Annotated in this window: 14 protein-coding genes; 11 read left to right on the forward strand and 3 right to left on the reverse strand. The window is 68.6% G+C overall.

All coding sequences use genetic code 11. The features are described from left to right. Positions 1-89 precede the first annotated feature (89 nt). Positions 90-1,106 (reverse strand): 2-hydroxyacid dehydrogenase, encoded by a 1,017-nt coding sequence (locus CU044_RS13605; protein ID WP_129768820.1) that lies wholly within the window; start codon positions 1,104-1,106, stop codon positions 90-92. A 108-nt stretch (positions 1,107-1,214) separates the two neighbouring features. Continuing rightward, the gene (locus CU044_RS13610; RefSeq protein ID WP_129768821.1) at positions 1,215-2,000 is read right to left on the reverse strand and encodes a DeoR/GlpR family DNA-binding transcription regulator; all 786 of its coding nucleotides are present in this window, start codon (positions 1,998-2,000) and stop codon (positions 1,215-1,217) included. A 314-nt stretch (positions 2,001-2,314) separates the two neighbouring features. On the opposite strand from CU044_RS13610, the gene CU044_RS13615 reads away from it, so the two are divergent. The 6 genes from CU044_RS13615 (at position 2,315) to CU044_RS13640 (ending at position 10,929) form a co-directional block, all read left to right on the forward strand. Continuing rightward, positions 2,315-3,826, forward strand: a complete 1,512-nt coding sequence (locus tag CU044_RS13615; protein WP_129768935.1) for an FGGY family carbohydrate kinase — start codon at positions 2,315-2,317, stop codon at positions 3,824-3,826. Further along, positions 3,823-4,455, forward strand: a complete 633-nt coding sequence (locus tag CU044_RS13620; protein ID WP_129768822.1) for a histidine phosphatase family protein — start codon at positions 3,823-3,825, stop codon at positions 4,453-4,455. Before CU044_RS13615 ends, CU044_RS13620 begins: the two co-directional genes overlap by 4 nt. Positions 4,456-4,738: 283 nt before the next feature. After that, positions 4,739-7,453, forward strand: a complete 2,715-nt coding sequence (acnA, locus tag CU044_RS13625; RefSeq protein ID WP_129768823.1) for an aconitate hydratase AcnA — start codon at positions 4,739-4,741, stop codon at positions 7,451-7,453. A 171-nt stretch (positions 7,454-7,624) separates the two neighbouring features. Next, positions 7,625-7,894: a hypothetical protein gene (locus CU044_RS13630; protein WP_129768824.1), complete on the forward strand. Its 270-nt coding sequence runs from the start codon at positions 7,625-7,627 to the stop codon at positions 7,892-7,894. Next, a complete protein-coding gene (locus tag CU044_RS13635; protein ID WP_129768825.1) occupies positions 7,887-8,516 on the forward strand; it encodes a DUF6879 family protein in 630 nt (209 codons plus the stop codon). The genes CU044_RS13630 and CU044_RS13635 overlap by 8 nt, the downstream gene beginning before the upstream one ends. Positions 8,517-8,610: 94 nt before the next feature. Further along, the gene (locus CU044_RS13640; protein WP_240045567.1) at positions 8,611-10,929 is read left to right on the forward strand and encodes a tetratricopeptide repeat protein; all 2,319 of its coding nucleotides are present in this window, start codon (positions 8,611-8,613) and stop codon (positions 10,927-10,929) included. Between the two features lie 97 nt (positions 10,930-11,026). Here the strand turns inward: CU044_RS13640 and CU044_RS13645 are convergent, their stop codons facing one another. Then, entirely contained in the window at positions 11,027-14,872 is a 3,846-nt protein-coding gene (locus tag CU044_RS13645) for a GH92 family glycosyl hydrolase (RefSeq protein ID WP_129768826.1), read from the reverse strand. A gap of 424 nt (positions 14,873-15,296) precedes the next feature. Here CU044_RS13645 and ngcE point away from each other — a divergent pair, with 424 nt between their 5' ends. The 5 genes from ngcE (at position 15,297) to CU044_RS13670 (ending at position 21,356) form a co-directional block, all read left to right on the forward strand. Beyond that, positions 15,297-16,742, forward strand: coding sequence for an N-acetylglucosamine/diacetylchitobiose ABC transporter substrate-binding protein (gene ngcE, locus CU044_RS13650; RefSeq protein WP_129768827.1), 1,446 nt, complete (start codon positions 15,297-15,299; stop codon positions 16,740-16,742). A 106-nt stretch (positions 16,743-16,848) separates the two neighbouring features. Continuing rightward, the gene (locus CU044_RS13655; RefSeq protein WP_129768828.1) at positions 16,849-17,772 is read left to right on the forward strand and encodes a sugar ABC transporter permease; all 924 of its coding nucleotides are present in this window, start codon (positions 16,849-16,851) and stop codon (positions 17,770-17,772) included. Next, entirely contained in the window at positions 17,772-18,707 is a 936-nt protein-coding gene (locus tag CU044_RS13660; protein ID WP_193563963.1) for a carbohydrate ABC transporter permease, read from the forward strand. The genes CU044_RS13655 and CU044_RS13660 overlap by 1 nt, the downstream gene beginning before the upstream one ends. A 215-nt stretch (positions 18,708-18,922) precedes the next feature. Next, the gene (locus CU044_RS13665; RefSeq protein WP_129768829.1) at positions 18,923-20,122 is read left to right on the forward strand and encodes an ROK family transcriptional regulator; all 1,200 of its coding nucleotides are present in this window, start codon (positions 18,923-18,925) and stop codon (positions 20,120-20,122) included. 133 nt (positions 20,123-20,255) lie between these two features. Then, the gene (locus tag CU044_RS13670) at positions 20,256-21,356 is read left to right on the forward strand and encodes a substrate-binding domain-containing protein (protein ID WP_193563970.1); all 1,101 of its coding nucleotides are present in this window, start codon (positions 20,256-20,258) and stop codon (positions 21,354-21,356) included. Positions 21,357-21,499 lie beyond the last annotated feature (143 nt).

Genomic DNA, 21,499 nt, shown 5'->3' on the forward strand with positions numbered 1-21,499 from the left:
GGCGAGCGTGACGAGCGTTCACGAGACGTCACACAACGGCATGTGACGTACAGGTGAAGCCAGGCGACGTACTGTCAAACGGCGCGAGGTCAGATCACACGATGGGCGAGCGGTTCCCCGCGCAGGAACCGGCCCACCTCCGCGGCGGCGATACGCGCCGCGTTGTGCGCGACCGAGATGTTCGCCCCGGCCAGATGGGGCGTCATGACCAGACGGGGAGCGGTGCGCAGCCGGGAGTCCGCGGGCGGCGGCTCCACGGCGAACACATCCAGCCCCGCCGCCGCGAGCCGGCCCGACTCCAGCGCGTCGCAGAGCGCGTCCTCGTCCAGCAGCGCGCCACGCGCGCAGTTGACCACCACCGCGCCCTCGGGCAGCAGGGCGAGTTCGCGGGCGCCGAGCAGCCCGCGCGTCTCGGGCGTGAGCCGCGCGTGGAGTGAGACGACATCGGAGCGGCGCAGCAGTTCGTCCAGGTCGGCGACCGGCGTGCCGGACTCGCGCAGCGTGTCGGGGTCGGCGTACGGATCGTAGAGACGGACCCGCGCGCCGAGGGCGGTCAGCGCGCGGGCCACCCGGCTGCCGACCGCGCCGCAGCCGATCAGTCCGACGGTCGCCCCGTCCAGACCGGGACCGCAGTTGTCGTACGTGTAGAACTCGCCCGCCCAGCGGCCCGCCGCGAGCGCCGCCGAGGTCTCCGGGATCCGGCGCATCGTGGCCAGCAGCAGCCCGACGGTGTACTCGGCGGTGGCCGCCGCGTTGCGGCCGGGGGTGTTGCAGACCTGGACGCCGCGCTCCTTCGCCGCGTCGAGGTTGACGTTGACCGGGCCGCCCCTGCCGACGACGACCAGCCGCAGATCGGGCGAGCCGTCCAGCACCTTGCGGGTCACCGGAGCCATCTGCGTGACACACACCCGCGCCCCGCGCAGCGCGGTGAGGAGGGTGTCCTCGTCACCGGACGCCTCGTCGACCTCGGAGACCGGCCCGAACGGCGTCAGCGGCCAGGGGAGGCGCAGTTGGCCGATGGTGTGGTCCGTGCCGATCTCGGCCGTCAGCTCCCGGGTGAACAGATCGGGGGCGACGAAGTGGTCGCCGGCGGCGAGGATTCTCATCGTTGAGGTCTCCTTGACGATCAGGGCGGGACGGGTACGGAGGTGGGCCGGGTACTGGAGCGAACGGTGCTCGGGGACGGGAGGGGCAGGAGGCGACCGGGGCCGGGCTCAGGTCTCGGCGACCTCGTAGTGGACGCCGCTCTCGTCGAGGGAGCGCAGCACCTCGGGCGGGGTGCGGTCGTCGACCAGTATCAGGTCGAACGTCGAGAGCGGGGTCAGCCGGTGCAGCGCGGTGCGGCCGAGTTTGGAGTGGTCGATCATCAGCACATTGCGGCCCGCGGCCTTGAGCATCGCGCGCTTGACGGCGACGATGCGCTGTTCCTGGTGGAAGGCGAAGTCGCCGTAGACGGACGAGGTGGAGACGAAACACATGTCGACCCGCAGGGCCTCGACGGCCTCCACACAGGGCACCCCGAGGAAGGAGTCGTGCAGGGGGTCGTAGTCGCCGCCCAGGGCCATCAGATGGATGCCGCGTTCACCGGCGAGCAGATTGAGCGCTTCCCGGAAGTTGGTGACGACGGTCAGCGGTTCGATACGGGGCAGGAGCCTGGCCAGTTCCAGCACGGTGGTCGAGTCATCGATCATCACCGACATCCCCGGGTCGATCAGCGTCGCGGCCTTCGCGGCGAGCGCCTCCTTCTCCGGCCGCATGGACTTCTTGCGGTAGGCGACATTGCTCTCGAACACCCCGGAGGGCTGCGCGGTGACACCCCCGCGGAACTTCCGCAGGACGCCCTCGCTCTCCAGCTCGTCGATATCGCGGTAGATCGTCATCACGCTCACGCCGAACCGCTCCGCCAGGTCCGACGCCGATGCCGAGCCCTCGGTCAGCACATGGTCGGAGATCTCCCGGCGGCGCTCTATGGGCCCCCGCTGGCTCTTGTCCTGTGACATTCCCCGGTCCTGTTCACCTCATGAATAACATGAAGCCCTGAGGTTATAACATAGATTGTTGAGGTACCGTTCGGCAGTCTTCACCACGGTCGATGGCCTGGTCAACCCGTCCGGCACCGCGTCAGCCCGTTCCTTACCAGGTGAGACGTGGAGTCCGGAGCCATGAAGCCGCGCCGAAGCCCTCAATGGAATCCGCATCCAGGGTGTGAAATGCATCGTGAGATCAACATCCGCGAGAACACCGGACGACGACAAGAAGGCGGGAACCCGTGACGGACCCACGCCACCAGGACGTACGCCACCAGGACGTGTGGATGGGAGTCGACCTGGGGACGCAGAGCGTACGCGCTCTGGCTGTCACCGACGACGGGCGGGTACTCGGCCGCGGCTCCGCCCCCCTCACCGGTCATCGTGAGGGGGACCGCCATGAACAACTGCCCGCCGACTGGTGGCGGGGCGCCGGTGACGCCATCCGCCAGACGCTGAGCGCCCTGTCCGCCTCCACTCCCGCGTCCGCTTCCGCGCGGGGGCGTGCGCGCGTACGGGGAGTCGCGGTGTGCGGTACGTCGGGCACCGTCCTGCTGACCGACGCGCGCGGGGTGCCCCTGACCCCCGCGCTGATGTACGACGACGGCCGGGCCGGGGCCGAGGCGCGGTACGCGCAGGAGACCGGCGCCGAGGTATGGGACGCGCTCGGCCTCCGTATCCAGCCGAGCTGGGCGCTGGCCAAACTGCTCTGGCTCACCGGCGCGGGCGCGCGCGTGGGCGTCGGCGCGCAGGGCCTCGGCGGCACCGGCACCCTCCGGGGCGCCCGCGTCTGCCACCAGCCGGACTTCATCACCGCACGCCTGGTCGGGCGGCCCGTGGCGACCGACTCCAGCCATGCCCTCAAGGCCGGCTACGACCTCCACACCCGCTCCTGGCCCACCGCCGTCCACGACCGGCTCGGCCTGTCCGGCCTCGACTTCCCCGCCGTGGTGGCCCCCGGCACCCCGCTCGGCACGGTGTGCGCCGAGGCGGCGGCCGACACGGGCCTGGCCGAAGGCACCCCGGTCATCGCGGGCATGACGGACGGCTGTGCGGCCCAACTCGGTTCGGGCGCCTGGGAGGTGGGCCGGTGGAACACCGTCCTGGGCACCACACTCGTCCTCAAGGGCGTCACCGCCACCCCCCTCCGCGACCCCGCCGGTGTCCTCTACAACCACCGCTCCCCGGACGGGCACTGGCTCCCCGGCGGGGCTTCCAGCGTCGGCGCCGGCGCCCTGACCCACGCGTTCCCCGGAGCCGATCTCGCGCGCCTCGACCGTCTCGCCGCGGACCGTGAGCCGGCGAGCGTCGTCTCGTACCCCCTGGTCTCGCGCGGCGAACGCTTCCCGTTCCTGGCCCCGGACGCCGAGGCGTTCACGCTCGGCCGCCCCTCCGACGACGCCGATCACCACGCGTCGCTGCTCCAGGGCGTCGCGCTCGCCGAGCGGCTCTGTCTGGCGTACGTACGTTTCCTGGGTGCCCCGATCGACGGACCGGTCACATTCACCGGCGGTGCCACCCGCAGCGGCTACTGGAACCAGCTGCGCGCGGATGTCCTGGGCCGGCCCGCCGCCCTCCCCGAACAGGCCGACTCCGCCCTCGGCATGGCGGTGCTCGCCGCCCACGCGGTGACGGGCGGCGACGCGGCCCGCCGCATGGTGCGTATCCGTACGATTCTGGAACCGCGCCCGGAGGCCGGCCGGCGCTTCGACGGGCCCTTCGTGACCCTGGTCGACGCCCTCGAACAGCGCGGCTGGCTGCCCTCGGACGTGGCCGCCTACGCACGGGAGCACGGATGACGACCAGCACCACCCTTTTCCTCGCCCGCCACGGCGAGACCGTCTGGCACGACGAGAACCGCTACACCGGTATCAGCGACATCGATCTGACCCCGCGCGGCCTGGTGCAGGCCGAGGCGCTCGGGGTGTGGGCCGCGGGCGCCGGACTCGACGCGATCGTGACCTCTCCTCTCTCCCGTGCCCGGCGCACGGCGGAGCCCGCCGCCCGGATGACGGGGCTGGAGGCCGTCGTCGAACCGGACCTGCTCGAAGTCGACTTCGGAATCGCCGAGGGCCGGACCATCGCCGAACTCGAAGCGACCCATCCCCGCGAGGTGGCGGCGTTCCGCCGTGACCCGGCCGCCCACCCGCTGCCGGACGGCGAGGACCCGACGGCCGCGGCGGCCCGCGGCGCCGGGGCCCTGCTCCGGCTCGCGGACGCCCGCCGGGGGGAGCGCGTGCTGACGGTCGCGCACAACACGCTGTTCCGGCTGGTCCTGTGCCGTCTGCTGGGCATCCCCGGGAGCGAGTACCGGCGCGTGTTCCCGGCGATGCGCAACTGCGCGATCACCGAACTGCGCGTGCCCGTGGCCCCGGCCGGCCGGCCGCGGCAGGTCGCCCTGATGTCGTACAACGTGCCGACCCACTGACCGGGCTCACGGGTCAGACGCAATCGATCTGCCCCGCTGATCTGCCCCGCCGACCCGCCGCGCTGCCCCGGCCCACTGCCCCGGGAACGGGCCGCGCCGTACCCGCGCATGACCGCGCGGCGGTCATGTACTAGAGTTATCTCGACATCGAGATATCTGCCGAAGGCGTACCGCGGCCGCCAGCCGGTAAGGGTGACCTAACTAAGCCTTACCTTAGCGGATCGGCGAGGAGTCGTGGCGGCAGCATGACGGTAGTACGCGCACATTGATGAAGGAGACTGTCGTGTCGGCGAACAGCTTCGACGCCCGCAGCACGCTGCAGGTGGGCGACGAGTCGTACGAGATCTTCCGGCTGGACAAGGTCGAGGGCTCCGCACGCCTCCCTTACAGCCTGAAGGTGCTGCTGGAGAATCTGCTCCGCACCGAGGACGGCGCGAACATCACCGCCGACCACATCCGCTCCATCGGCTCCTGGGACTCGCAGGCACAGCCGAGCCAGGAGATCCAGTTCACCCCCGCCCGCGTGATCATGCAGGACTTCACCGGTGTGCCGTGTGTCGTGGACCTCGCCACCATGCGTGAGGCCGTGAAGGAGCTGGGCGGCGACCCGGCGAAGATCAACCCGCTGGCCCCGGCCGAGCTGGTCATCGACCACTCCGTCATCGCCGACAAGTTCGGCACGCCGGAGTCCTTCGCGCAGAACGTGGAGCTGGAGTACGGCCGCAACAAGGAGCGGTACCAGTTCCTGCGCTGGGGCCAGACCGCCTTCGACGAGTTCAAGGTCGTCCCGCCGGGCACCGGCATCGTCCACCAGGTCAACATCGAGCACCTGGCCCGTACGGTCATGGTCCGCGGCGGCCAGGCGTACCCCGACACCCTCGTCGGCACCGACTCGCACACCACCATGGTCAACGGCCTCGGTGTGCTGGGCTGGGGCGTCGGCGGCATCGAGGCCGAGGCCGCGATGCTCGGCCAGCCCGTCTCCATGCTCATCCCGCGCGTCGTCGGCTTCAAGCTGACCGGCGAGCTGCCGGCCGGCACCACCGCCACCGACCTGGTCCTGACGATCACCGAGATGCTGCGCAAGCACGGCGTCGTCGGCAAGTTCGTCGAGTTCTACGGTGAGGGCGTCGCCGCCACCTCCCTCGCGAACCGCGCCACCATCGGCAACATGTCCCCGGAGTTCGGCTCGACCGCCGCGATCTTCCCGATCGACGACGAGACGCTGAAGTACCTGCGCCTGACCGGCCGCAGCGACCAGCAGGTCGCCCTCGTCGAGGCGTACGCCAAGGAGCAGGGCCTCTGGCTCGACCCGGCCGCCGAGCCCGACTTCTCCGAGAAGCTGGAGCTGGACCTCGCGACGGTCGTCCCGTCCATCGCGGGCCCGAAGCGCCCCCAGGACCGCATCATCCTGGCCGAGGCCAAGCAGAAGTTCGCCGAGGACGTACGCAACTACGTCTCCGAGGACGAGGAGGCGGGCAAGGAGTCCTTCCCGGCCTCCGACGCCCCGGCCTCCGCCAACGGCGTGCCGACCCGGCCGACCCTGGTCACGGCCCCCGACGGTACGACGTACGAGATCGACCACGGCGCCGTCACCGTCGCCGCGATCACCTCCTGCACCAACACCTCGAACCCGTACGTCATGGTCGCCGCCGCGCTGGTGGCCAAGAAGGCGGTCGAGAAGGGCCTGACCCGCAAGCCGTGGGTCAAGACCACGCTCGCCCCGGGCTCGAAGGTCGTCACCGACTACTTCGACAAGGCGGGTCTCACCCCGTACCTCGACAAGGTCGGCTTCAACCTCGTCGGTTACGGCTGCACCACCTGCATCGGCAACTCGGGCCCGCTGCCCGAGGAGGTCTCCAAGGCCGTCAACGAGCACGACCTCGCGGTCACCTCTGTGCTCTCCGGCAACCGCAACTTCGAGGGCCGGATCAACCCGGACGTCAAGATGAACTACCTGGCGTCGCCGCCGCTGGTCGTCGCGTACGCCCTGGCCGGCTCCATGAAGGTGGACATCACCAAGGACGCCCTGGGCGTCGACCAGGACGGCAAGCCGGTCCACCTCGCGGACATCTGGCCCACCGAGGCCGAGGTCAACGACGTCGTGGCCAACGCCATCGGCGAGGACATGTTCAACAAGTCCTACGCGGACGTCTTCGCGGGCGACGCGCAGTGGCAGGCGCTGCCGATCCCGACCGGCAACACCTTCGAGTGGGACCCGCAGTCCACCTACGTCCGCAAGCCCCCGTACTTCGAGGGCATGACGATGGAGACGTCCCCGGTCGAGGACATCACCGGCGCCCGCGTGCTGGCGAAGCTCGGCGACTCGGTCACCACCGACCACATCTCCCCGGCGGGTGCGATCAAGGCCGACACCCCGGCCGGCACGTACCTCACGGAGCACGGCGTCGAGCGCCGCGACTTCAACTCGTACGGTTCCCGCCGCGGCAACCACGAGGTCATGATCCGCGGTACGTTCGCCAACATCCGGCTGCGCAACCAGATCGCCCCGGGCACGGAGGGCGGCTTCACCCGCGACTTCACGGTCGAGGGCGCCCCGGTCTCCTTCATCTACGACGCCTCCCAGAACTACCAGGCCGCCGGCACCCCGCTGGTCGTCCTGGCGGGCAAGGAGTACGGCTCGGGCTCGTCCCGCGACTGGGCCGCCAAGGGCACCGCGCTGCTCGGCGTGAAGGCCGTCATCGCCGAGTCGTACGAGCGCATCCACCGCTCGAACCTGATCGGCATGGGCGTGCTGCCGCTCCAGTACCCGGAGGGCGCCTCGGCGCAGGCCCTGGGCCTGACCGGCGAGGAGACCTTCTCCTTCACCGGCGTGACGGAGCTGAACAACGGCACCACCCCGCGCACGGTCAAGGTGACGACGGACACGGGCGTCGAGTTCGACGCGGTCGTCCGTATCGACACCCCGGGTGAGGCGGACTACTACCGCAACGGCGGCATCATGCAGTACGTGCTGCGCAGCCTGATCCGCAAGTAGGGCTTTATCACGGTCAGTTGAGGGCTGTGCCCCGTACGTACGCGTACGGGGCACAGCCCTCGCCGCGTTCTATGGCGAGAACCCGCCCCCACAGGACGTTGCTCTGAGTAATCGGGCACACATAGACTGTGGCTCAGTCGCGCACTCAATCAACCCTGAGTGGAGGCAGGCATGGCACGTGCCTGGGAGGCAGATCCGTCCGCGTTATTCGAGCGGCGACTCGGAAAGTCGGCCGAGGAATTAGGCCATTCCGATGGACGCGACGATTGCCCGGACATCTGGCAGCTCGACAACGGTGATATCGCGGTGATCGGCCGGGACCTCACCTCCTCTTACGGTCCGCGACTGCCGAAGGGCGTCACTCTCGCCGCGGACGAACGGCTGGTCGTCATCCCCGGAAACATGCTCAGCGCCGCCAAGACGGATATCGCGGATGCTTGACCTGCGCGCTCCGACTCTCCCGCCCGAGCGGGGCGAGAGGCTCGTACGAGATGTCTACAAGCGGGACTTCCGGGAACGGGATGCGGCGATTCGCGACGCTGAGTCCTGGAAGCTCGAACGGCGGCAGCACTTCCGGGAACAGGGCAGTGCCAGCCGGGACGCGCTCTCCCGAGGCGAGTGGGAAGAGGCGCTGCGGCTCATCGACGAACGACGCGATGATCTCCTCGAGTCCGCCCGTGACGACGAACGTCGTGGCTTCGTCTTCCACCGGGTGCGTGTAGTGGAACGGCCGCTGACGCCCTATCTGCAATGGGAGCTGCATTCACTGCGGCAGCGAGCGGAATACGGTGAGAGAATCCGTACGGTAAGTGCCGAAGTGTTAGCCGCGGCGGAGAGCGAAGGACCCCTGCCGGAAGTGGTCATCCTCGGCGGAAGCACGCTCTACCAGGTGCTCTATGACGAGTCCGGCGCTTCGCAAGGAGCGATCCGCTATTCCGACAGCGGGATCGTCGGACGCTGGGAGAGCTACATCAAGGAAATCTACGGAGCGGGCGAGGACGTGGAGAGCTACTTCGCTCGCGAGGTAGCGCATCTTCCCCCGCCGACGACGAACGCGGAGTAGGACGATCAACGAGCACGGCAGAGACGAGAAGCGCCCCGGCAGGTCGCACAACGACCTGTCGGGCACTTCACGCGATGTTGTCCAGGCCGGAAGCGTGAGCGGGGGAATCCATTTCCATGAGCACGCCGCGGAGACCGAGGACAGTTCCACGAACACCACACCCCGGCAACTCCCCGCTGATGTGCGGGGGTTTGTGAATCGCGCGCATGAACTCGACGAGCTGAACGCCGTTCTGGCCGATGAGGACGGTCATCCGCTCGTCATCTCCGTCTGCGTGATCGCCGGTACCGCCGGTGCGGGAAAGACCTCGCTCGCCCTGCGCTGGGCCCATCAGGTACAGGACCGCTTTCCCGACGGTCAGCTCTATGTCAATCTGCGTGGCTACGACCCGGGCGAGCCGGTCACGGCGCCGGAAGCTCTGCACCGCTTTCTCGGCGCGCTCGGTGTACGGCCCCGGTCGGTACCACAGGACGTCGATGCCGCCGCCGCGCTGTACCGCTCCTTTCTGGCCGACCGCCGGATGCTGATCGTCCTTGACAACGCTGCCACGGTCGGCCAGGTCCGCCCGTTGCTGCCGGGCAGCGCGGGCTGTCTGGTGGTCGTCACCAGCCGCAGCCGGTTGTCCGGACTCGCTGTCAGAGACGGGGCACGCCGACTGACCCTGGGGACGCTGCCACAGCCGGAAGCCGTGGCCCTGCTGCGGGCCGTCACCGCGGGCTACCGGCCGGAAGACGATCTGGAGAAGCTCACCGAACTGGCCGGACTCTGCGCCCGGCTGCCACTGGCCCTGCGGATCGCCGCCGAACGCGCCGCCAGCCGACCGCATATGAAATTGGACGACCTGATCGCGGATCTGCGGGACGAGAGCGGCCTCTGGGACGCCCTCAGCACGGGGGACGACGAGGAGGCCGAAGCGGTCCGCACCGTCTTCGCCTGGTCCTACCGTGCTCTGCCCGACAGCGCGGCCCGTCTGTTCCGGTTGCTCGGTCTGCACCCCGGTCCCGAGTTCGGGCTTCATGCCGCCGCCGCTCTCGCCGGACTGACCGCCCCTCGTGCCCGGCAGCTGCTGGACTCACTCGTCGGCGCCCATCTCCTGGAACAGACCGCGCCGGACCGTTACCAGTTCCACGACCTGTTGCGGGCCTATGCCACCGATCAGGCGCAGCATGAGGAACCGCCCGAGGGACGGACGGCGGCGCTTCGCCGGATACTGGACTGGTATCTGCACACCGCGGACGCCGCGCAGAGCTGGATCAGCCCCGCCGAACTCCATCTGGAGCTGTCCCCGCCCGCGGCGGAGGTACGGCCTCTGTCCTTCGCCGACTTCGACGCCGCCGTGGACTGGGCGGAGCGCGAGCACACCAATCTGCTCCAGGCCGTGCGCGTCGCCGCCCATACGGGAGACGACCGGCTCGCCTGGCACCTGTCAGCGGTTCTGGCCAACGCGTACTCTCCCTCCGCTCCCGTCGCCGACTGGCCGACGGTCGGTCGCATCGGCCTGGCGGCGGCGCGCCGGCTGGGTGACCGCCGGGGAGAGGCTCAGCTGCTCACCGAGCTGGGGATGAGTCACACCCGGAACAACCGCCTCGGCGAGAGCCACGAGAACCACAGCGCGGCCCTGCGGATCTGGCGTGAGCTGGGGGACAGGGCCGGGGAGGCACACTCGCTCAACCTGATCGGACTGGTTCATCTCCACAGGAGGGAGCTCACCCGGGCCGCCGACCTCTTCGAGCAGGCCATCACGGCCTTCCGGGAGCAGGACGCCGCCCACTGGGAGGCGACGGTGCTCTCCAATCTCGCCGGAGCCCACTACCGCGCCGGCCGTCTCCCCGAGGCGTTCACCGCCGCCCGGCGGGCGCTGGCGTCCCACCGCGCCCTGAACAACCCACGGGGCGAGGGCAACATCCTGCGACTCCTCAGTCACCTGGAGCTGGAACAGGGAGAAGCGGAGAAGGCGCTCGGCACGGCCCGCGACGCCGTGGACATCGCTCTCACACTGCGCGATCACCGGCTCGAAGGCTACTGGCTCCTCGCGCTGGGCGACGCCCAGCGGGCCAACGGCCGGCCGGCGGACGCGCTCACCTCCTACCAGCGGTCCGCGACCCTCCACCGCCGGCTGGGAAACCAGAGCCGGGAAGCCCTCGCCTGGAACAGCACGGCCGAGGTGTACCGGCGGCTGGGCCGGGACGAGGAGGCGGCGCACTTCCACCGGCGGGCCGTCGCCGTCCACCGTGAACTCGGTGACACCTGGGACGAGGCCATGGCCCTCGACGGTCTGGCCGAGGCGCTGTTCGCCGACGATCCGGAAGCGGCGCTCGGGCACTGGACGGAGGCGCTGGCGCTCCTCGCCGGCCACGACGACCCCCGGGCGGTCGCCGTGCGGGGCCGGATCGAGCGTCGGTCGGGCCGTTAGAGCCTGTTCCCGTGTCCGGTGGAATCTGGACCCCGGCGCGGCGGAACGGGTCACCCGCACTCGCGGGTGACCCGTTCCGGCTGTTCGGCTCACTCCGCTAGCGGAGCAGTTCCACCTCCGCCAGGGTCGACGGAGCGTCGCTCACCAGGCGGTACTTCGCGTACGTGCCCGGCTTGGCGATGGTGAAGGCCCGGGTCTGCCGGTCCCAGGCGAAGGACTGCGCCGTCCTCGTGTCCAGCGTCCGCCAGTTCGTGCCGTCCGCCGAGCCCTGCAGTGTCCAGCCGGCCGGGGCCTTCGCGGCCGTGGACGACGTCAGCGTGTACTGGACCGCCTTCGTCGCCGATGCCACCGGCAGCTCCACGGACCCGACCGGCGCCGAGGTGCCCGAGGAGTTGTCGGAGAGCGGGCCCGACGCGGTCAGGGCGTCCGTGCGCGGTGACGGGGCCTTGTCGTCCTGCTGGATCGAGACAGGCGCCGCGTCCTTGCCCGTGCCCCAGGACGACGGCTTCGGGCCCATCGCGAACTCCAGCTGCCCGCCGCGCGCCAGCAGATCGTGCGGGAGCGCCGTGGAGTTCCAGGACTTGCCGTTGACCTTCAGCCCCTGGACGTAGATGTTCTTGTCGCTGTTCTTCGGCGCCTTGACGACCAGCGTGCGGCCGTTGTCCAGACGGAGGGTCGCCTTGGTGAAGAGCGGCGAGCCGACCGCGTACTCCCCGCTGCCCATCACCAGCGGATAGAAGCCGAGCGCCGAGAAGAGGTACCACCCCGACTGCTCGCCGTTGTCCTCGTCGCCGTGGTAGCCCTGGCCGATCTCGCTGCCGACGTACAGCCGCCCCAGGACCTCGCGCACCTTCTCCTGGGTCTTCCAGGGCTGCGAGGCCGCGTTGTACATGTACGCGGCGTGGTGGGCGACCTGGTTGGAGTGGCCGTACATGCCCATCCGTACGTCACGCGCCTCCGTCATCTCGTGGATCACGCCGCCGTACGAGCCGACGAACTCGGGGCCGGCCGTCTCGGGGGTCGAGAAGTAGGTGTCCAGCTTGTCCCCGAGACCGGGGCGTCCGCCGTAGAGGTTGGCGAGCCCGCGGCTGTCCTGCACCGCAGTGAAGGCGTAGCCCCACGCGTTCGTCTCGGTGTAGTCGTAACCCCATACGCGCGGGTCGAACGAGCCGGAGGGGACCCGCCAGTCGCCCTTGAGGTTACGGCCCTGGAAGAAGCCGGCCTTCGAGTCGAAGAGCGAGACATAGCTCTGGGCGCGGTTGCGGAAGTAGTCGGACTCCTCCTTGTACCGCGCCTTCTTCGTCTTCTTGTAGAGCGCCTCGCCCATCTTCGACAGGCCGTAGTCGTTGAGGTAGCCCTCCAGCGACCAGGACAGGCCCTCATGGGTCTCCGTGGAGGCATAGCCGAGGAACGGCGACGTCTCCATGCCCTTGCGGCCCACTCCCGAGCTGGGCGGTACCACCGTCGCGTTCTTCAGCGCCGCCTCGTACGCCGCCTCCGCGTCGAAGTCGACCCCCTTGACATAGGCGTCGGCGAAGGCCACGTCCGAGCTGGTGCCGGTCATCAGATCCGCGTAGCCGGGGGAGGACCAGCGGGAGATCCAGCCGCCGTCCTTGTACTGCTGGACGAAGCCGTCCACCAGCTCGCCCGCCTTCTTCGGGGTGAGGAGGGAGTACGCGGGCCAGGTCGTGCGGTACGTGTCCCAGAAGCCGTTGTTGACGTACACCTCGCCGTCGACGATCTTCGCGCCGGTGTGCGTCGGGGTGTCGGGCCCGGTCTGCGGCGAGAACGGGCTGGCGTACTGCTGCTTCGGGCGGGACTTCGTCCCGGTGTTCTCGAAGCCGGAGTTGGGATACAGATACAGCCGGTAGAGGCTGGAGTAGAGCGTCGTCAGCTGGTCGTGGTCCGCGCCCTCCACCTCCACCCGTCCGAGGATGGCGTCCCAGGCGCTCTGCGCCCGGTCCTCGACCCGCTCGAAGCGGGTGGTGGCGGGGATCTCGTCGGAGAGGTTCTTCTTCGCCTGGTCGAGGCTGATCAGCGAGGTCGCCAGGCGCAGGGTGACCGTACGGTCCTTGCCGGCGTCGAAGCGCAGATAGCCCGTGACGTCGGCGCCCCCGCCGCCGGTGAGCTTGCCGCTCGCGGTGACGGGCGCGTCGAAGACGCCGTATACGAAAAGCCGTGTCGCGCCGGTCGACAGTCCGCTCTTGACATCGGAGAAGCCGGAGAAGGAGCGGGTCGCCGGATCGAGCGTGAGCCCGCCCGCGTTGGAGATGTTGTCGAACACCACGCTGGCGTTGTCGCCGGGGTAGGTGAACCGCATCATCGCCGCGTGGTCGGTCGGGGTCATCTCGGTCTTGAGACCGTTCTCGAACGTCACGCCGTAGTAGTGCGGCCTCGCGGTCTCGTTCTCGTGCCGGAAGGGCAGCGCCCGCGCCGTACGGGACGCCTCGGGCGTCTCGGCGGCCACCGACGGCATCAGCTGGAAGGTCTGCCGGTCGCCCATCCAGGGGCTCGGCTCATGGCTGGCGCTGAAGGCCTGCACGGTCGGCAGGTTGTCGGCGTTGTTGGCGCGGCTGTACTCGTAGAGCCAGCTGGTGGAACCGGCGTTGGTCACCGGCGTCCAGAAGTTGAAGCCGTTCGGCACGGCGGTCGCGGGGAAGGTGTTGCCGCGTGAGAAGGAGCCGCTGGAGTTGGTGCCCCGGGTGGTGGAGGCGTAGTCCGACAGATGCGCGAGCCGCTTCTCGGCGGCCTTGGGCGCCAGGCTGATGTCATCGATCCAGCCCTGGAACTTCGCGGGGCCGGTGCGGGAGTCGTACGCCACCAGGATCCGGTCGACGGTCCTGCCGGCCGCCACGGCGCCGATCCGGGCGTCCACCTGGTTCCACTGGTTGACATAGAGCCGCTTGGCGTCGCCCTGGCCCTGCGGGGTCAGCAGCCCGCCATGGGCGTCGGTCGCCTTCAGATCGCTCAGATAGGTGCCGTCGGTGAAGGCGAGATCGACCGAGACGTTCGTGGCCGGATAGTTCAGATCCGTCTCCGGGAGGGAGGGATAGATCCGGTACGAGAGCGCGGTGTCGCGCCGCACGGCCGTCTGGACGTCGAAGACCTTGTTGTACGAGTACGCCCGCCCTTCCGGCTGGTGCGTACCGGCGTACTTCAGTGCTCGTGTGCCGGTGAATCCGGCGCCGGCCTTGGCGGTGGGGGAGCCGGAGGGGCCGCGGTCCACCTGGGTGCGCATGTCCTGCGGCGCGGGCGTGCTCGTGTCGCCGTCGGAGAACTGCACGTCGGCGAGCTGGGTCGCGTCCGAGGCGCCGTTGTTCGCCGTGATGTCCAGCCGGAAGTGCTGGTAGGCGGCCGGGGCCTCGACGGCGGCGTCGTAGGACTTGGTCTGGAACCGCTCCGTGAAGGTCTCTCCCTTCCGGGAGTCCAGCTCCTTCCACTCCTTGCCGTCGGTGGAGCCCTGGAGCGTCCAGTCCTTGGGGTCGCGCTCGGCATGGTCGTTCGCGGAGGTCAGCGCGTACGTGACGACCTTGACCGGCTCGTCGAGATCGAACTCGATCCAGGCGGTGGGCTCGAACGCCAGCCACTTCGTGGCCGGCTGGACGTCGACGAGGTTCTCCTTGGTCTCACCGCCGCCGGTGTTCTCGTCGCTGGCCCGCAGCTCGACGACCCGGTCCGTGACATTGCCCGGAATTCCGTTGGTGAAGCCGCCGTCGACACCGGATGCCCGTTTCTCTCCGTCGGGTCCCACTTCGACGGTGTTGCGCCACTCCGGCTGGGGTTCGTCCGCTTCGAAGGAGGAGGCGAATTCCCTTTCCGCCGACTTTGGTTGAGCGGGTTGTGCTATAGCCGCCGACTGTGCTGTTACGACGAGCAGTGAGGCCGCCGCCACGAGGGCGGCCGTATGCCATTGTCTGCGCCGGGGTCCGGTTCTCTGCCGCATACCGAGCCTTTCGTCCTGCGTACCAAGTTGGACAACGTTGTCAAACGGGAGCGCAGGGTCCAGTAGGGGCCAAGTGTCGTGTGGTGTCAAGGGTGTTGCAGGGATGGCGTGTTCGGAATGGCTCATTCTGGAGAGACCGAGGTGGTCGAATGAGTACACACCCGGCTCAGATATCCACGAGGTCTCAACTCGGGAAAGACTGCCGTCCAAACCTGCTTTCGATCTTGCCCCGTCGGCGGGAAGTGGACTATACCTGTCGGCGTCCCCCCAAGCGATGCGATCGAGCACGATCGGGCACGATCGAGCGCAGCAATTCCGCACGACCCAGCTACATTTGACCGCGGTGGCGGGGCCCTTCGCCTCAGAAGAGAAGGACGGGCGACCGGTACACCGCCTGAGTCCTGGAGAAGGCGAGGACTTGAGCATGGGATCCACCTCCGCTCAGAACAGCGAGGGCCTCGGCCGTCGCGATGTGATCAAGCGGTCCGCCGCGATCGGTCTGATCACCGTCCCGACGATGAGCTTCCTGGCCTCGTGCGCCAGCAGCGACAGCGGGAGCGACAAGAAGGTCGAGAAGGGCAAGGCGACCGAGAAGAACCCGCTCGGCGTGAACGCGAGCGCGCCTCTCGACTTCGTCCTGTTCGACGGCGGATTCGGTACGGAGTACGCGACGGACGCCGTCAAGCAGTACGAGAAGGCCTTCCCCGACGCGGAGGTGAAGTTCACCCCGACCCAGAAGATCCAGTCCGAGCTCCAGCCGCGCTTCAACGGCGGCACCCCGCCCGACCTGATCGACAACTCGGGCGCCGAGCAGATGGACATGGGCGTTCTCGTCGGCAAGAAGCAGCTCGCCGACCTCACCCCGCTGCTGGACGCCCCCTCCGTCGACGACCCGGCCAAGAAGGTCCGCGACACGCTGCGCCCCGGCGTCGTGGAGATGGGCCAGTTCGACGGCGACCCGGTGTGGATCCTCTACTACGCGTACACCGTCTACGGCGTGTGGTACTCGCAGACCGCGCTGGACAGGCTCGACGCGGAGTACCCCGAGGACTGGGACGCGATGCTGGCCCTCTGCGCGAAGGCCAAGAAGCAGGGCATCGCGGGGTGGACGTACGCCGGCAAGTACCCGTACTACGTGCCCTTCTCGCTCTACCCGTTCATCGGCAAGATCGGTGGCCGCGAGGTCCTCGACGCCATTGACAACCTGGAGCCCAACGCCTGGAAGCACCCTGCCGTGAAGTCCGCCTTCGAGGCGTACTTCGAGCTGTTCAAGAAGGGCTACATCCTCCAGGGCACCCCGGGTCTCGACCACATCCAGTCGCAGACCGCCTGGACCGAGGGCAAGGCCCTGTTCATCCCGAACGGCTCCTGGGTGGAGAACGAGGCGGCGAAGACGACGCCGAAGGACTTCCAGATGAAGGTGGCCGCGCCGTCCAGCCTGGACAGCTCGGACAAGCTCCCGTTCGGCACGCTCTGGGCGTCCGGCGGCGAGCCCTTCGTCGTACCGGCGAACGCCAAGAACCCCGACGGCGGCATGGAGCAGCTGCGCATCATGCTGAGCGAGGCGTCGTCGAAGAACTTCACGTCCAAGGTGAAGTCGCTGAGCTCCTTCAACGGCGGCACCGACGGACTCACCCTCTCCACCGCGCTGCAGTCCGGGGTGGACGCGCTGGCCAAGGCCGGCGCCAACGTGCTCAACCCGCGGCTCCAGGACTGGTACGTGGCCCTCCAGAAGGAAAAGATCGGAGTGGGCGCGCTCGGCGAGATGATGGCCGGACGCCTGACCCCCGCCGAGGCCATCAAGAAGTGCCAGGAGTACGCCGACGCGGCCGCCAAGGACACCTCCATCAAGCACTACAAGCACCAGTAGGAGTGGAAGTGACCGGAGGCCCCGCCGGGGCTTCCGGTTCCGGCCCGGCGCACGGGCCCCCCAAGGCAGCACGGCGATACCCGCCGGAGATTCGGGGTCGGGAGACATGCAGCACGGCAAATACCGGTTCATTGTGGGGTTTCTGGTATTCCCCCTGGCGATATACGCGCTCTTTGTCGTATGGCCATTCATCCAGTCCATCTATTACTCGTTCACGGACTGGACCGGTCTCAGCCCCGACTTCGCGATGGTGGGCTTCGACAACTACATCCGGATGCTCGATGACGACACCTTCTGGAGTTCCCTCCAGCACAGTCTGACCTTCGCGCTCCTGCTGCCCGTGGTGGTCCTCGGTCTCGCGCTGTTCTTCGCCTTCATGCTGAATGTCGGCGGGCGCAGCCGGAAGGGGGCGGCCATCTCGGGGGTCCGCGGATCCTCGTTCTACAAGATCGTCTACTTCTTCCCGCAAGTGCTCTCGATCGCGATCGTCGCCCTGCTCTTCCAGTTCGCGTACAACCCGAACAGCGGCGCCATCAACTCCGCGCTCGGCGCGGTCGGCCTGGACAGTGTGAAGCCGGAGTGGCTGGGCGATCCGAAGCTCGCGCTGTGGTGTGTGATGGCCGTCCTGGTGTGGAGTACGACCGGCTTCTTCGTGGTCCTCTTCTCCGCGGGCATGGCCTCCATCCCGAAGGACTTCTACGAGGCGGCGCTGCTGGACGGCGCGAGCCGCTTCACCACCTTCTTCCGGATCACCCTGCCGCTGCTGTGGGACACCGTGCAGTCCGGCTGGGTCTATATGGGCATCCTCGCCCTGGGCGCGGAGTCCTTCGCGGTGGTCCAGATCATGACCGTGGGACCGGGCGGTCCCGCCGATTCCACCAATGTGCTGACGTTGCTCGTCTACCAGAAGGCGTTCCGTGACGGTCAGGCGGCCTATGCGACCACGATCGGTGTCGCCCTCCTCATCGTCACGCTGGCCTTCGCCGCCATCGTGATGCGGCTGGGTCGACGTGAGCGGCTGGAGTTCTGATGAAGACCACTGAGACCCCTCCCCCCGCCGACACGCCTCCGCCGGCCGACGCGGTACGGACCCGGCCCGCCGTGACCAAGACGGCCGCCCCGCCCGACAAGGAGTCGAGGACCGGCGGCGTCCTCAACGTCTTCTCCCACGGCGTGCTCGTCATCTGGGCCTTCCTGGTCGCGATGCCGCTGCTGTGGGCGGTCATGACGTCCTTCAAGGACGACAAGTCGATCTTCACCTCGCCGTGGTCGCTGCCGGACACGCTGCGCTTCGAGAACTGGTCGCGTGCCTGGACCCAGGCGCATATGAGCGACTACTTCCTCAACACCGTTCTGGTGGTGGCGGGTTCACTGGTCGGCACGCTGCTGCTCGGCTCGATGGCCGCGTACGTACTGGCCCGCTTCGAGTTCCCGGGGAACCGGTTCATCTATTACTTGTTCATCGGCGGGATGAGCTTCCCGATCATCCTCGCGCTGGTCCCGTTGTTCTATGTCATGAACAACATGGGCCTGCTGAACACGATCCACGGTCTGATCCTGGTCTACATCGCCTACTCGCTGCCGTTCACGGTCTTCTTCCTGACCTCGTTCTTCAGAACGCTGCCGACCTCGGTGGCGGAAGCGGCGATCATCGACGGGGCCTCGCACACCCGGACCTTCTTCCAGGTGATGCTGCCGATGGCCAAGCCGGGTCTGATCAGCGTCGGGATCTTCAACTTCCTGGGGCAGTGGAACCAGTACCTGCTGCCCACGGTGCTCAACACCGACCCGGACAACAAGGTCCTCTCCCAGGGGCTGGTGCAGCTCGCCGTCAGCCAGGGGTACAAGGGGGACTGGTCCGGTCTCTTCGCCGGCCTCGTGATGGCGATGCTGCCCGTACTCGCCGCGTACATCATCTTCCAGCGTCAGGTGGTGGCCGGACTGACGGCCGGAGCGCTCAAGTAGTCCGCTCGTTCCGGAACCGAGATCCGGACGAACCGCCCGCCGACCCCGGTCGGCGGGCGGTTCGGCGTGTTCCCATTGCTCAAGGTCTTGACGGGGAGGTGCCCCGAGGGCTGAGCTTAGGGTTCACAAGTTGGAGATACGTCGGGGTCTCATTGGCGCGGCCCCGGCCGGGGGCGGTGGTCGTGCCGCCTGCCAAGGGCAGGAGTGGATGAGTCGTGGAGACTCCGGGGTCGCAGTCGTCTCTGCACCGGGCCAACCTCGAACGGGTCGTACGCGCGGTGCGTATGGCCGGTTCGCTCACCCAGGCGGAGATCGCCAGAAGCACGGGACTGTCGGCGGCCACGGTCTCCAATATCGTCCGTGAGCTGAAGGACGGCGGGACGGTCCAGGTCACGCCCACCTCGGCGGGGGGCCGCCGGGCCCGCAGCGTCTCGCTCAGCGGGGACGCGGGCACGGTCATCGGGGTGGATTTCGGCCATACGCATCTGCGGGTGGCGATCGGCAACCTCGCCCACCAGGTGCTCGCGGAGGAGTCGGAGCCCCTCGACGTGGACGCCTCGTCCGCCCAGGGCTTCGGGCGGGCCGAGGAACTCGTCGAGCGGCTGATCGTCACCACCGGCGTCAGCCGTCAGAAGGTGATCGGAGTCGGCCTCGGCGTCCCCGGGCCGATAGACGTCGAATCGGGCACGCTCGGCTCCACCTCGATCCTCCCCGGATGGACCGGCATCAACCCCAGCGACGAGCTGGCCGGGCGGCTCGGCGTACCGGTGTACGTCGACAACGACGCCAACCTCGGCGCCCTCGGCGAGCTGGTCTGGGGGAGCGGTCGCGGGGTGAAGGACCTCGCGTACATCAAGGTCGCCAGCGGGGTCGGCGCCGGGCTGGTGATAGCCGGCCAGATCTACCGCGGTCCCGGCGGTACGGCCGGCGAGATCGGGCACATCACGCTCGACGAGTCGGGCCCCGTCTGCCGCTGCGGCAACCGCGGCTGCCTGGAGACCTTCACGGCGGCCCGCTACGTACTGCCGCTGCTCCAGCCCAGCCATGGCGCGGACCTCACCCTGGAGCGCGTCGTCCAGCTCGCCAGGGAGGGCGATCCGGGCTGCCGCCGGGTGATCGCCGATGTCGGCCGGCACATCGGCAGCGGCGTGGCCAATCTGTGCAATCTCCTGAACCCCAGCCGGGTGGTGCTCGGCGGGGATCTGGCGGAGGCTGGGGAACTGGTGCTCGGGCCCATCCGCGAGTCCGTCTCCCGGTACGCGATCCCCAGCGCGGCACGGCAGTTGTCGGTGCTTCCGGGGGCGCTCGGCGGCCGGGCCGAGGTGCTCGGCGCACTCGCCCTCGTCCTGAGCGAGATGGGTGATTCGACCCTTCTGGAGAGCGCCCTTCCGGCGGGAACGCCTGCCTTCACTTAGATAACGAATGGCACCGTTGTCATCTCGTTAAGGATTTACTCCTTGACGCTGGCCCCGGGCCGGAGTTGACTTCCTGCCACCTCGGCCGCAACGACGCGGCCTCGTCAGGGAGGTTTTTGAAGTGAACGCGAAGATGCGTCGTGCTGCCGTGGCCACCGCCGCTACCGCTATGGCCGTCTCCCTCGCCGCCTGTGGCAGTGCGAAGGAGTCCGGAGACAAGGCCGAAGCGTCCACGTCGGACAAGAAGGGCCCGATCACGGTCGGCCTGCTGCTGCCGGAGAACCAGACGGCGCGGTACGAGAAGTTCGACAAGCCGCTGATCGAGAAGAAGGTCAGCGAGCTGACCGACGGCACGGGCAAGGTCGTCTACGCCAACGCCAAGCAGGACGCGACGCTGCAGAACCAGCAGGTCGACACCATGGTCACCAACAAGGTCGACGTGCTGGTCGTGGACGCGGTCGACTCCAAGGCCATCGCCAGCTCGGTGAAGAAGGCCAAGGAATCGGGCATACCGGTCGTGGCGTACGACCGTCTCGCCGAGGGGCCGATCGACGCGTACACCTCCTTCGACAACGAAGAGGTCGGCCGGGTCCAGGGCAAGGCGCTCCTCGAAGCGCTGGGCTCCAAGGCCAAGTCCGGTCAGATCGTGATGATGAACGGTGCCGTCACCGACCCGAACGCCGCCCTGTTCAAGAAGGGCGCGCACTCCGAGCTCGACGGCAAGGTGAACATCGGCAAGGAGTACGACACCAAGGAGTGGAAGCCGGAGAACGCCAACGCCAACATGGAGGGCGCCATCTCCGCCATCGGCAAGGACAAGATCATCGGCGTCTACTCCGCCAATGACAGCATGGCGGGCGGCATCATCACCGCGCTCAAGGGCGCCGGGTTCAGCAAGCTCCCGCCGGTCACCGGCCAGGACGCCGAACTCGCCGGTGTGCAGCGCATCGTCACGGGCGAGCAGTTCATGAGCGTCTACAAGTCCTACCCGCAGGAGGCGGCCGTGGCCGCCGAGATGGCCGTCGCGCTCGCCAAGGGCGAGAAGCTCGACTCCATCGCGAAGCAGACCGTGGACAGCCCGACCACCAAGGGTGTCCCGTCCGTGCTCGTCCCGGTCGTCTCGCTGACGAAGGACAACATCAGCGACACGGTCATCAAGGAGGGCATCTACACGGCCGGTGAGATCTGCACCGCCAAGTACAAGGCCGGCTGCGACGCGATCGGCCTGAAGTAGCCCGTTCAGGGACCGCCCGGTGACCTCCCCCGGTGAAAGCCTGTCCGGCACCCCGACCGTCAATGCCCCGCGGCTGGGGCGGGGTGCCGGACGGAACCACTCCGGCCCATCCGGTGCGTCCCGCGTGCCGTGCCGCGCGACGT

Origin of the sequence: Streptomyces sp. L-9-10 (genome assembly GCF_004151105.1) — a bacterium.
Lineage (GTDB): Bacteria > Actinomycetota > Actinomycetes > Streptomycetales > Streptomycetaceae > Streptomyces.

Excerpts from the sequence above, each read along its gene's own strand:
- CU044_RS13655 (WP_129768828.1), top strand. The coding sequence starts at position 16,849 with ATGCAGCACGGCAAATACCGGTTCATTGTGGGGTTTCTGGTATTCCCC.
- CU044_RS13620 (WP_129768822.1), top strand. The coding sequence starts at position 3,823 with ATGACGACCAGCACCACCCTTTTCCTCGCCCGCCACGGCGAGACCGTC.
- CU044_RS13635 (WP_129768825.1), top strand. The coding sequence starts at position 7,887 with ATGCTTGACCTGCGCGCTCCGACTCTCCCGCCCGAGCGGGGCGAGAGG.
- CU044_RS13630 (WP_129768824.1), top strand. The coding sequence starts at position 7,625 with ATGGCACGTGCCTGGGAGGCAGATCCGTCCGCGTTATTCGAGCGGCGA.
- CU044_RS13670 (WP_193563970.1), top strand. The coding sequence starts at position 20,256 with ATGCGTCGTGCTGCCGTGGCCACCGCCGCTACCGCTATGGCCGTCTCC.
- CU044_RS13610 (WP_129768821.1), bottom strand. The coding sequence starts at position 2,000 with ATGTCACAGGACAAGAGCCAGCGGGGGCCCATAGAGCGCCGCCGGGAG.
- CU044_RS13645 (WP_129768826.1), bottom strand. The coding sequence starts at position 14,872 with ATGCGGCAGAGAACCGGACCCCGGCGCAGACAATGGCATACGGCCGCC.
- CU044_RS13605 (WP_129768820.1), bottom strand. The coding sequence starts at position 1,106 with ATGAGAATCCTCGCCGCCGGCGACCACTTCGTCGCCCCCGATCTGTTC.
- CU044_RS13660 (WP_193563963.1), top strand. The coding sequence starts at position 17,772 with ATGAAGACCACTGAGACCCCTCCCCCCGCCGACACGCCTCCGCCGGCC.
- CU044_RS13615 (WP_129768935.1), top strand. The coding sequence starts at position 2,315 with ATGGGAGTCGACCTGGGGACGCAGAGCGTACGCGCTCTGGCTGTCACC.
- ngcE (WP_129768827.1), top strand. The coding sequence starts at position 15,297 with ATGGGATCCACCTCCGCTCAGAACAGCGAGGGCCTCGGCCGTCGCGAT.